The sequence below is a fragment of the Paenibacillus marchantiophytorum genome (genome assembly GCF_014640555.1).
Classification (GTDB): domain Bacteria; phylum Bacillota; class Bacilli; order Paenibacillales; family NBRC-103111; genus Paenibacillus_E; species Paenibacillus_E marchantiophytorum.
The window spans coordinates 26,635-38,422 of record NZ_BMHE01000062.1 but is presented as its reverse complement, the minus strand read 5'-3'; the positions used below and the strand labels follow the sequence as shown (position 1 = coordinate 38,422).

General features: G+C 46.7%; 13 protein-coding genes. 1 reads left to right on the top strand and 12 read right to left on the bottom strand.

What is annotated here, in order from left to right:
- Positions 1-419: 419 nt before the first annotated feature.
- On the bottom strand, positions 420-1,289 hold the full coding sequence (locus IEY34_RS32380; protein WP_189019836.1) for a nucleotidyltransferase-like protein: 870 nt from the start codon (positions 1,287-1,289) through the stop codon (positions 420-422).
- Positions 1,290-1,416: 127 nt separating this feature from the next.
- On the opposite strand from IEY34_RS32380, the gene IEY34_RS32375 reads away from it, so the two are divergent.
- Positions 1,417-1,824, top strand: a complete 408-nt coding sequence (locus tag IEY34_RS32375; RefSeq protein ID WP_189019834.1) for a YgzB family protein — start codon at positions 1,417-1,419, stop codon at positions 1,822-1,824.
- 49 nt (positions 1,825-1,873) lie between these two features.
- Here the strand turns inward: IEY34_RS32375 and IEY34_RS32370 are convergent, their stop codons facing one another.
- From IEY34_RS32370 to IEY34_RS32320, 11 genes are all read right to left on the bottom strand, one after another.
- Entirely contained in the window at positions 1,874-3,610 is a 1,737-nt protein-coding gene (locus tag IEY34_RS32370; RefSeq protein WP_229757944.1) for a glycosyl hydrolase family 18 protein, read from the bottom strand.
- 124 nt (positions 3,611-3,734) lie between these two features.
- Positions 3,735-4,169, bottom strand: a complete 435-nt coding sequence (gene perR, locus IEY34_RS32365) for a peroxide-responsive transcriptional repressor PerR (protein ID WP_189019832.1) — start codon at positions 4,167-4,169, stop codon at positions 3,735-3,737.
- Between the two features lie 103 nt (positions 4,170-4,272).
- Positions 4,273-4,854 (bottom strand): DUF6677 family protein, encoded by a 582-nt coding sequence (locus tag IEY34_RS32360; protein ID WP_189019830.1) that lies wholly within the window; start codon positions 4,852-4,854, stop codon positions 4,273-4,275.
- Between the two features lie 33 nt (positions 4,855-4,887).
- A complete protein-coding gene (locus IEY34_RS32355; protein ID WP_189019828.1) occupies positions 4,888-5,190 on the bottom strand; it encodes a hypothetical protein in 303 nt (100 codons plus the stop codon).
- Entirely contained in the window at positions 5,141-5,743 is a 603-nt protein-coding gene (locus IEY34_RS32350; protein WP_189019826.1) for an RNA polymerase sigma factor, read from the bottom strand. Before IEY34_RS32350 ends, IEY34_RS32355 begins: the two co-directional genes overlap by 50 nt.
- Before the next feature lie 64 nt (positions 5,744-5,807).
- A complete protein-coding gene (locus tag IEY34_RS32345) occupies positions 5,808-6,515 on the bottom strand; it encodes an MgtC/SapB family protein (RefSeq protein WP_189019824.1) in 708 nt (235 codons plus the stop codon).
- Positions 6,516-6,536: 21 nt separating this feature from the next.
- Entirely contained in the window at positions 6,537-7,019 is a 483-nt protein-coding gene (locus tag IEY34_RS32340) for a GNAT family N-acetyltransferase (protein WP_189019822.1), read from the bottom strand.
- 73 nt (positions 7,020-7,092) lie between these two features.
- Complete coding sequence (gatB, locus tag IEY34_RS32335) at positions 7,093-8,544, bottom strand: Asp-tRNA(Asn)/Glu-tRNA(Gln) amidotransferase subunit GatB (RefSeq protein WP_189019840.1); 1,452 nt, start codon at positions 8,542-8,544, stop codon at positions 7,093-7,095.
- A 33-nt stretch (positions 8,545-8,577) separates the two neighbouring features.
- Positions 8,578-10,035 (bottom strand): Asp-tRNA(Asn)/Glu-tRNA(Gln) amidotransferase subunit GatA, encoded by a 1,458-nt coding sequence (gene gatA, locus IEY34_RS32330; RefSeq protein WP_189019820.1) that lies wholly within the window; start codon positions 10,033-10,035, stop codon positions 8,578-8,580.
- A 28-nt stretch (positions 10,036-10,063) separates the two neighbouring features.
- Positions 10,064-10,351, bottom strand: a complete 288-nt coding sequence (gene gatC, locus IEY34_RS32325; protein WP_189019818.1) for an Asp-tRNA(Asn)/Glu-tRNA(Gln) amidotransferase subunit GatC — start codon at positions 10,349-10,351, stop codon at positions 10,064-10,066.
- A 142-nt stretch (positions 10,352-10,493) separates the two neighbouring features.
- On the bottom strand, positions 10,494-11,786 hold the full coding sequence (locus tag IEY34_RS32320; RefSeq protein WP_189019816.1) for a TolC family protein: 1,293 nt from the start codon (positions 11,784-11,786) through the stop codon (positions 10,494-10,496).
- Between the last annotated feature and the right edge of the window lie 2 nt (positions 11,787-11,788).

Here is an 11,788-nt window from a genome sequence, read left to right as displayed (position 1 = left end):
TTCGTCCTGAGCCAGGATCAAACTCTCCATAGTAGTGGATGATTACTCACCCATATATCTGAAAGCTGAAATGCTCATTGACTTGCTAGCGAGATTTTACAATCTCTTTTTTGAACGATTGCTCGTCCGCGCTTACTCACTCGTTGTTCAGTTTTCAAAGATCAATTTCTTTCGTTTTCTTCGCCATCCGTTTAGCGGCGACTTTTATAATATATCACATCCGAGGTATTCAATGCAAGCTTTTTTTATTTTTCTTTTTTCTTGCTTGGCTTACATCAACTACTTCGTTTACTTTCCAGATGCGAACCGTTTTTAGCGGCGAGAGTTAATTTATCATAGAATCGCATTTAAAGTCAAGCAATAAAATAAGAATAAAAAAAGAACCAGCATAACCACTGGTTCTTCAAAGATTCGTCCTTTTAAATACTCGTATATTTCAGCTCAATTTCAGAAATTTCTTCATCAATAAGAATGGCTACTTCTTTGATCAAGCCTTTTTTGACAAGTTTGTTCAAAAGCAAAGGAAGCTCTGCCTTCACTTCAACTAATTGTGGATGCTGTTGCAGTTCATCTGAACTCAGTGGCTGCTCGCTCGCGCGGAGGATTTGAATAAAAGCCTCACAGCAGCGCTCCATTTTGGACATGACAGAAAACTCACAAGCGAGTAAAACTAATTGAACCCTCTGCTTCAGGGTCTCTTTGCTCATAGTCAATTCCTCATACAGCTTATACACACCTGGATTAATGGCACGAATCTGTCTCCAAACGGTGATTTCCGGGTGATAGCCATCTTCAATAATGACAATTCGCGCCCAGTGATGCAACGCCTCAAGAATATTGTTATAGGCATCTAGCAAGTGTTCATCAAGAATGTACTCCTTGCTTTGCAGATATTTGCGCAAGAAGTGCGAGAACTCAACGAGCAGTTTATGCTCACGCAAGTCACTAGGGAATTCAAGTATTCTATGGCGCAGGCCTTCTAAATAAGTGTTCTGATCCAGAAGTATCTCCCCTTTTAACAGCCAGTGAAGGATATTTCGATTGAGACCTTGACGAACCCATTGTTCGAGTGAAGAAGGATCTACCCATCTTTCTTGTATCCTAGAAGCGTCTCTTATATAATTAGTCGTATGATTGTTCAGGCTCAGGTCGTTCGTTACGATTAGAAGCAGCGTATCAAAACCGTCTGTCAGCGAGGGAAGTTGCTTAGGATTATCAACCGCCATGACGCTTATGATCCGCTGGTCATTTCGAAACTTAAGCAAAAACTGCTCTTTATCGATTCCCATGGGTATCCAAAGCTCCTGTCTCCATAATTGTTTATCTCTTATTTCTACAATGGTGACTAAGTTTCCTGCTGATTTCTGTGACAAATCACACAAAACATGATGGCTAAATGATGGGGAGGAACACGAATTGCGTTTCAGATCAAGTAAAGTAAATGAATTTCGCTTATGGGGTCTTGCCCTGACCATGGGTGGAATGCTGCTTATGATTATAGGTTTGGCCGGTATCGTTTTTGATTGGGGGAAAGCTGGCCGGATCATCGCGGTTGTCTTCATGATCCTAGGAATGATAACGATGATGGTAAGCATGGGAATCTACTTCTGGGCCGGTATGTTGTCTACATCCGCAACGGTTATTGATTGCCCCGAATGTGGAAGAAGAACGAAAATGCTTGGCAAAACAGATCGCTGCATGTTTTGTAAAACGATATTGACGGTAGATCCGCAATTTGAACCGACAGCTGAGAGCGAAACAGCCGCAGCCGTACAAGCTTCCGAACATGAACTTCATCGGGAGCTTGAGCATAAGCCTCATTGATAGACGACAGAAAGCCGCAACCCAATCAGGTTGCGGCTTTTGTGCTTTATTAAGGCTTCGCTGGCACCAATGCATCTTGAATCACTTTCCACATAGGAGCCTGCTCAAACCCTCTGCGCCAGGAGGCCACACCAGCCAGATCGTACTTCTTCACTAAATCGATCCTTGCCTGCATCGATGTCTCATCTTCTAGCCAGATGCGAATGAGCTTATCGCCCTCTTTGTACTCCACGTAATTCTGTCCCGCTTCCGGCAGATACGTCGGGGTCAGTTTCTTGTCTTTAATAATAGTTTGGGCCGCTTCCATCGTTAAGGTTTTGGAGGTCGCGGTCGTTTTCCCATTTTTAGTTTCCTCCGTCCACTGCCGGGTATAGAATGGAACACCCAGGACAAGCTTAGATGGAGGAACTTTATCTGCGTTCAATATTTGCGCAACCGAACGCTCTGCCCATGGAAGTGATGAAACGGACCCTGATTTGGGGCTTGATGCCCAATACTCGTCGTAAGCCATCACCATCATATAATCAACGACTTCAGCAAGAGCAGGCCGGTCATAAAACATGGACCACATCTCATTCGTTGATTTGGGTGTTACATCGATGGAAACTGACAATCCTTGTTCATGCATAAAAGGTGTCATTTCGCGAACAAACTGCACGAGATTCTCTTTATCTTTCAAATGAACATTTTCAAAATCAATATTGAAGCCCTGCAGCTTGTACGTCTGAGCGAAACCAAGCAATTGCTTAATGATTTTCATACGACGATCGTACGTGGAAAGCGCTTGAGAGGTCCTGTCAGCCTCAAATCCATTGCTGAACAGCGCCCAGACCTGATAATTGCGCGTTTGCGCCCATTTGACATAGGAAGCGTCAGCGATGTTCTTAATGCGTCCCTCACCGTCAGCAAGTGAGAACCAAGTTGGACTGACCACTTGAAGGCCAGGCATATCACTAAACTTGGAAGTGTCAGGCGTTTTGCTTATGACATGCTCCCAGGTCATGTTCAACTTGCCGTTAAGCGGCTTCCATGGCACATAGGAGGAAGTCTCTTCCTGCATCGGAATGGTTTCCTCATGATCATCCAGCACATCGCTCTTGCGAACATAGCCAATTGGCCCGCTTGACTGTTGAGCTTTGTACCATTCACCCTCATCGCTTAAAATAATGAGCTGCTCATTGCTCGCGATCTCGGAGACGATTGGCGCTTTGATGGATGCAAATGTGCGAAGTTGTGCGGATTCCTGCCCCACATGTTTGGCCCATTTGAGAAGCTCACCTTTTTTATATAGAAGAACGGCTCCCGTTGTCTCTGATTCTCTGATTTCAAAAGGATACAGCTGACGCAGCGGCTCAATCGGCACATAGATGCGATCCCCCTTCTTCTCAACAGGGAAAGAAAGCGTGATCGGCTTCTCATTCATGAACGCCGACAGCTCGGTTGTTTTGAGCCGAAGCACTTTTTCTTTGGTTGTGATAATGACCGAATCGCTGCTTTTCTCATATAGAATGGTTGGATCCATCCACTCCTGAATAAGCTCCAGAGGTAATTTAAGCCCCTCTTTGGCACCTATTGCACTTTCTTTATAATAATTCCCTTGATAAAATACCGGCTTGCTTATCTCGTGATAGTCCGGATCTACTTTCGTACGGTTAGGGGCAAGTTCCTGCCATAGATAGGTGGCGGCCCCTGCCGCAAGGATTCCAATGAAAAGGGAAGATATCAGCAGAAATTTCTTGGTAGATTTTCTATGTTTCGGCTGTGGATCTATGGGTGTCAGCTGCAAAATTTCACTTCCTTTGTAGGATATAAAAAAAAGAAAAAAACGCGCCGTACCTCTTCAATAACAAGAAGTACGATCACGTTTCATTATACATCATTGGAACGGCTATTGAGGAATTCTACGCACGTTAATGCTTGGTAATCCCTGTGCAGTCCGGACAAACACCATAAACTTCTAGGCGGTAGCCGCTAACTTGAAAGCCCGTTTGTCCTGCAGCGGTGTTCTCAATATCATGAAGAGGCGGATATTCAAAGTCCGCGATCTTCCCGCAGCTTTCACAAACCGCATGATAATGGTCCGTCATATCCGCATCAAAACGACTCGAGCTGTCTCCATAAGTCAGTTCTCGAACGAGTCCTGATTCAATAAATACTTTGAGATTATTATAAACAGTCGCTACGCTCATGTTAGGAAATTTGGATTCAAGGGATTTGTAGATGTCATCTGCGGTCGGATGAGTCATGGAATCCAATAGAAAAGAGAGGATTGCATGCCGCTGTGGCGTCATCCGAACACCGGTTGTTTTCAATTTAGCCAATGCCTGTTCTAAATGTACGGCCATAGTACTCACCACCTGATGTTAGTTAATAAAACCTTACACTATATTGTACGTGTGTTAATTAACTTTTGTCAATGATGGTTATGGCAATCGACCGCTTAGAGGCTTATTTATTTTTGCGGGAATCAAGCAAGTACATCGCAATCCCAGCAAGCACGAGCACAACCGATCCAAGGTAGGAACCCATTAGATCAAAAAGCCCTGTCACCCACAGCGGTTTGTTGCTGAGCAGGAAGAAAACAGCTCCCGCGGCGACCAGAATGACGCCCATGTTGGTGCCCTTGATCAACTTCTGCAGCGGATCGCGGAATTCAATGTCCTGAGAACCGGAGAATTCTCCTAGTTCCAAACGGTTATTGACATGGTCTGTCGCTTGGAGCGCATCGAACAGGTTATAGAAGTAAATGACTGGGATAAATAGAGCAAATAATGTGACTGTAGCAACACTAGGGTCAGCTTGGTTCGCAAGCGAAGTGATGATGAAGATATCCAGGATGAGGAGCATCATGATGAATAAACCACGCTGCATAAGCCCTAGATAAAAGTGTCCCGTTCCCGGAACCATGAACGACAGTATCCCCGCCTTCCATTTGCGTTTCTTAGCAATTGGATAATAAGGAGCATAGTGCCGGTAACTCGGGTCATCTGAGTATGAGGGAATATGAGAATGATCCTGCGGTACGTTCATAGAGAAGCCTCCATTCTATAGATAAGTTATTTGTTATTGGGATAGGTGCTGAATAAAGGTGGTCAGCTGCATGATGCCAGTATCGATATTCATTATTTTGCCAATGATGCCTGATTGAATGAGCACGATTGTTGCAGCAATGGCAATTGAACTGTTGATCCAATACGCTTGTTGGCGCATTGGCGTCTTAGGAACCAGAGAGACTCTATCTTCCTCTTGTATACCGCGCATGATCCGGTCCGTCAAATGAGAGCTCGGTTCACCTAACGGCATTTCGTCCAGTAATTTATTTAGGTATTGCGTGAGCCGATGGTCTTCCTGTTGTCTGGGCGTCATGCGAGTTCACCTCCAACCATTTTTCTTTCAGCATGGCTTTTCCCCGGTAAAGTCTAGTTTCGAGCGTTTTGACTGGCAGTCCCGTAGCTTGGGACATTTCCTGATAGGAAAGTTGCTTATAATGAAACAAATACATAATCAAGCGGTACTTGTCCGGAAGCTCGGCCAAAAGCGCCTGCATCCGCTCTTGATCATCCTTGCGAATCGCCATCTCTTCTGGCTGATCCCGGCTGTCAGTAAACCAGCTTTTCATTTTGTCAAGCAAGGCCTCATAAGGCTTCCGTTTCTGCGAGCGCCGAAAGTCCGTTACGAGATTCGTCGTCATGCGGTAGAGCCATGTTGTAAATTTGGCCTCTCCGCGAAAATGAATCAAGGACCGAAAAAGCTTAACGAACACTTCCTGGGTTAAGTCCTCGGCAGTTTCCTTATGCCCTACCATGCGGTAAACGACTGTATAGATATAGTTCTTATGCCGCTCTACCAATACACGATAAGCATCGGAATGACCTTGACGGACCTGATCGATCAGCTGCTCATCCGTCATATTGTCCATGCCTGACTTCCCCCTTTCATTTCGTCCAAAAGTTTAGACGCTCCTTATCGACGGACCCCTTCAATTAACTTTTACTTTTTTCAATGGTAACGCCTGTGACCCCTTTAATTTGATTAATGCCTTCAAGCACCGTCACGATAATCGAAGGCTTGGGAATGGTTACGTGGAATGTAATCTGTACTTGATTAGGTTTATCTGCCACCTCATGCTCTTCCAAGGTAATTTTACGAATATCGACGTTCTGTTTGCCCAGAAGTGTTGTAATGAGGCCTAATGTTCCTGGTTGATCGGACGCTTGTATCTTGAGTACCCGAATCTTTTTGCCGTTAAAATACTTAAGCTCTACTTTGTTTAGAATCCATAGTGAGATAAGCACCATGAAACAGGCAAGTACAGCCGGATAATAAAAGCCCGCTCCTACAGCAAGCCCTATCCCCGCAACGACCCAGAGTGATGCAGCGGTCGTAAGGCCCGTGATGGATCTTCCATTAAACATGATTGTGCCTGCCCCCAGAAAGCCGATACCGCTAATGACCTGGGCTGCAAGACGCGAAGGATCGAGACGCACATTAACTTCGTTGACAAAAGCGCTGAACCCATACATGGAAAGCAGCATAACGAGCGATGAGCCGACACAAACCAGAATATGCGTACGAAGCCCCGCGGCATGACTGCTGACTTCGCGCTCGAACCCAATTAAACCGCCAAGCAGAAGTGCGAGTACCAACCGAATGGTGATATGAACCTGATCAATAACCCATGGATTACTCATGCTGCCATCACTCCTAACTATCTAAGAATCACTTGCTGGACGTTCAAACGTTGTTAAACAGACACCTGGTGCCACTGTGAATACCCGCTTCATCTCAAAGCCAAAGCTTCGATAGAGCTGAACAGCCGGTAAATTCGCCGTCCCTGTAGACACAACGAACAGAACAGCCCCTTCTTCCTCTTGTACTTTCAGTATATGTTGCAAAAGAGACCTAGCAATCCCTCTGCGGAAATAATTTGGGTGCACCATCATGCGGCAAATCGTAATCACCGAGCCCTCCCTCGAAAATGAAATGGCACCGGCAAGTCTAGTCTCATTCTCTTCCTGCACAAAATAACCATAGAAGGTTTCTTCCGCCTTGCGAATAGAATCAATGCCATCCTTCAAGGGCGGAATATCCTCGAAACCGATCAACTCTGCTTCCACACGATAAGAAGCCATTTGCAAGGATAGCAGACGCAGGATCTCCTCATTGGTTTGTAAGGCTAAAGGTTGAATCGTCATAGGGAGTCCCCCTCTTTCCTTATAATTGAAAAAAAGTGGTGTCCTTGGGATCGGATCACCACTTCATACTTTATCACTTGCTGTTCAGGCACTCCACAATTAATTTATTGACGAGTCCTGGGTTGGCTTTGCCTTTGGTTTCTTTCATCACTTGCCCGACAAGGAAGCCTACGGCTTTCTCTTTGCCAGCTTTGAAATCAGCTACGGATTGCGGACTGTTCGCCACTACCTGCTCAACGACGGCTTTGATCGCACCCTCGTCACTGATTTGTACAAGTCCTTGCTCTTCTACGATCTTCTGCGGCTCTTTGCCGGATTCGAGCATTTCCTTGAAGACCGTTTTGGCAATCTTGTTGGAAATGGTGCCTTTCTCAATCAGACCGATCATTTCACCAAGACCTTTGCCAGTGACTTTAACATCGGTGAATTCAAGGCTGTTCGCATTCAAATAGCCGAGCAAATCACCCATGATCCAGTTGGACACCGCTTTGGCATCCTGTGTGTACCGCAAGCTCTCTTCGAAGAAGTTAGCGAGCTTCATTGAAGAAGTGATAACATCCGCATCGTAGCTAGGAAGTCCGTATTCACTGCTATAGCGCGCTTTGCGAGCGTCCGGCAGCTCCGGGATGGATGCTTTGACACTAGCTTTCCAAGCATCGTCGATGTACAAGCTCACCAGATCCGGATCAGGGAAATAGCGGTAGTCATGCGCATCTTCTTTGCCTCGCATCGCAACTGTCTTGCCTTGGGCTTCATCCCAGCGACGCGTTTCTTGATCCACTTCGCCGCCGCTGCGTAGAATGTCCGCTTGGCGGAATTCCTCGTACTCGAGTCCTTTTTGGACGCCGCGGAACGAGTTCATGTTCTTCAGCTCAGCTCTCGTGCCGAACTTCTCTTGCCCGAAAGGACGCAAGCTGACGTTGGCATCGCAGCGCATCGAGCCTTCTTCCATTTTCACGTCGGACACATCACAGTAGATCATGATCGCTCTGACTTTCTCCAGATAGGCACGCGCTTCTTCAGGAGACCGCAAATCAGGTTCAGACACAATCTCAATGAGCGGCGTTCCCGCCCGATTGAGATCAACCAGAGAGGCATAGCCGCCATCGACGTGCGTTAGCTTCCCCGCATCTTCCTCTAGGTGAAGGCGAGTCACACCGATTCGTTTGCTAACACCGTTCACTTCAATATCCACCCAACCGTTCAAGCCGATCGGCTGATCATATTGCGAAGTTTGGTAAGCATCCGGCGAATCCGGATAAAAGTAGTTTTTACGGTCAAATTTACTATGTGTAGAAATCGTGCAATTCAGCGCCATTGCGGCCTTCATCGCATATTCCACCGCCTGACGATTCAGTACAGGCAGAACGCCGGGGTGGCCTAGGCATACCGGACATGTATTCGTATTCGGAGGGGCTCCGAATGAGGTTGCGCATCCGCAAAATATTTTGGAAGCGGTATGAAGCTCAACGTGAACTTCAAGACCAACGACCGTTTCAAATTGGGTATCTGTTGCCGACAAAATGAATGCCTCCTTCGTGACTCATGAACTATGAACTTACAATTGCGGGCGCTGTTTGTGGTGATCTGTATGCTGCTCAAAAGCGTGGGCTACACGCAGAAGGGTAGCTTCATCCAGCGCTTTGCCGATGACTTGCAGGCCAACCGGAAGTTCGTTCACGAAACCGCAAGGTACGCTAATCGCAGGAATACCCGCCAAGCTGACCGGAATGGTCATAATATCATTCAAATACATCGTAAGCGGATCATTGCTTTGCTCGCCGATCTTGAAAGCCGGCGTCGGAGCCGTAGGTCCGATAATGATATCGAATTTCTCAAATACTTGATCAAAATCTTGCTTGATCAACGTACGTACTTGTTGTGCCTTCAAATAATAAGCATCATAATAGCCCGAGCTTAACGCATACGTTCCCAGCATGATGCGGCGTTTGACCTCAGGACCAAAACCTTCGCTGCGGGACATATGGTACAGATCAAGCAAATTGTTCGCATTGTCTGTGCGTACACCATAACGCACGCCGTCAAAGCGAGCAAGGTTGGAGGACGCTTCCGATGAAGCGAGCAAGTAATAGGTAGCAACGGCATATTCGGAATGCGGCAGCGTGACTTCTTCCCATACAGCGCCTAAGCCTTCCAGCACTTTGAGCGCTTCGAGCACTTTCTCTTTGACAGCCGGGTCGATCCCCTTGCCCATGTATTCCTTCGGTACCCCGATGCGCAGACCTTTGATATCTCCGGTCAAGGCGCTGAGGTAATCAGGGATGTCCACTTTCGCAGAAGTGGAATCTTTGGGGTCATAGCCTGCGATGGCTTGCAGCAAGTAGGCGGAGTCTTCGACGTTCTTCGTCAGCGGCCCGATCTGATCGAGTGAAGACGCGAACGCGACGAGGCCATAGCGGGACACAAGTCCGTACGTCGGCTTGAGACCGACGATACCGCAGTAAGCAGCCGGCTGGCGAATCGAGCCGCCGGTGTCGGAGCCCAGCGCGAAGTATACTTCGCCTGCCGCAACCGCAGCAGCGGAACCGCCGCTGGAGCCGCCGGGTACATAATCCGTGTTCCACGGATTGTGGGACGGATGGTAAGCGGAGTTCTCGTTGGAGCCGCCCATGGCGAATTCATCCATATTGAGCTTGCCGATCGTGACGGTTTGAGCTTCTTTCAGCTTGGTGACGACAGTAGCGTCGTAGATTGGATTATAGTTGGACAGGAATTTACTGGCACATGTTGTGCGCAATCCTTCTGTCACCATATTATCCTTGATCCCGATCGGCAATCCGAATAGATCGCTCGTAGTCGCACTGTTTGCGAACTGCTCGTCCAATTTGGCAGCCGTTAATCGGGCATTTTCTTCATCTAAGGTTAGGAAAGCGCGAACTTTGCTTTCTACTTGCTGGATTCTTGTATAGGATTGATCCACGAGATCGGCAACTTTCAGTTCTTTGCCTTGAAGCTTCGCGTGAATTTGTTGTAGGTTTAGATCAAACAAAGACAACGACAGGCACTCCCTTTCATCTGGTTCTCTATTCTAAAACAGCCGGAACTTTGAATTGCCCGTCTTCATGATCGGGTGCGTTCAGTAAAACCTTATCAATGGGCAGCGACGGTGCCGTAACATCTTCACGCATGACGTTCACCATGGGCATCGCATGACTAGTCGGAACGACACCTTCCGTATTCAGTCCATTCAGCTGTTCGGCATATTTTAAAATCGCATTCAGCTGTTCCGTAAATAGCTCTTTCTCCGTATCACTTAAATCGAGTCTAGCCAACTTCGCGACGTGATCGACATCTGTTTTGGTTATGCTCAAGTTTTCTACACCCCTTGTATCAGCATTTAGTCATTCTTTTCATTATATCCCAGAAATTTTGCGAACTCAATCCAGAAAAAACCACAGTTCCTTTTCCGCGCAGGCTTTGAACCCGTCACTCAGAACTGTGGTTGGCAATAAACTATTGAATGAAGCCTGTGTCCATCGCTTTGGCTTTTTCTTTCAACACGTAATATTTCAGCTTGGCGGCTGTTAATGTCGTTTCATTCTGCTGAACTTTCAGCTGAAATTTATTCAGATCATGTTTGGAGAGAACGCCGACGTCATAACGGAATTTCATTTTCGCCAGATCAGCCTGAATATCCGTTACGTTTCGCTGCTCGGTAAGAACGGCTTGATACGCATTCTTGGCATCATGATAGGTCGTTTGAATTTTCTTCGTTAATTCGAGCTTTGTTTGCTCGTTCTTCTGCCCGTTGATTGCCAAATTAACACCTAAATACGTGTCTCCGTAAGTATTCTGAGTAACTGTATGCCCCGTCTCCCAAACGGCTTCATCCATGTTATTGCCGGAAGATTTCATTTGGTAGGACGATTTGAGCAGGGTGGTCGTATCCGTTTCCGTGATCGGATCTAGTAAAATGGTTTCGATATCTTTGATGACCAGATTAGGATCATAGGAAATTCCAATATCTGTAGATAGCTGAACAAGTCCCAAACGATAGTTGTTAAGCAGCGTTGCGATATCGTCCTTTTGCTTATTAATGGCCTTTTGGACGGTTTGCACATCATCTGATGATGCCAAGCCTTGCTGGGCAAAGAGCGTTGCCCGGAGCAAATCTTTCTCCATAACCGCAGCATAGTCGTTCATAAAATCCAGTTGCTTTTTCTGACCTAGCAATTGCACATATTGCGCAATCGTCTGAAGGCGAATTCCCGCCTTGGCCTCATCGGTTTGCAGCAGTGAGTTCCGTTGATCTGTGCCGAGTTGGTGTGCTGCCGTCTTCATTTGCGCCCGCTGCGCAGAAATGATCGTATTCATCCCTCCGGCTAGTGCCCCCATGCCCTGCATCATCTGGTTCATGACATTATTCTGTGTTACGGTCCAGGCAATATCGATTGGATCTGTCAAATTCGGCAAGAGCGGATTTCCCGTATTCGTAACCTCTGCCACTGTGCTCGGCAAATGTCCCGGTGTAAAAGAGGCCGAGCCCATCGTATCCATTTGTGATTCCAAATCGGCTTTTTTGCTGCCTTGGGCGGCATATTTCAATGTAAGCAGCGCTAGATTGTGGGAATCTTTCAAAGCTTTATCCAGGACATACGTTAAGTCGATGGCAGACACAGTATCGAGGACATCCACATTCACATAGACATTTTGATTAGGGTCTTGCACCGTGTCCGCATAGCTAATGGCTTGCGTGCTGGAAAGGAGTAACAGGGCTGCTGATAAGCTGATGAGCGTTTTTTTCAAAA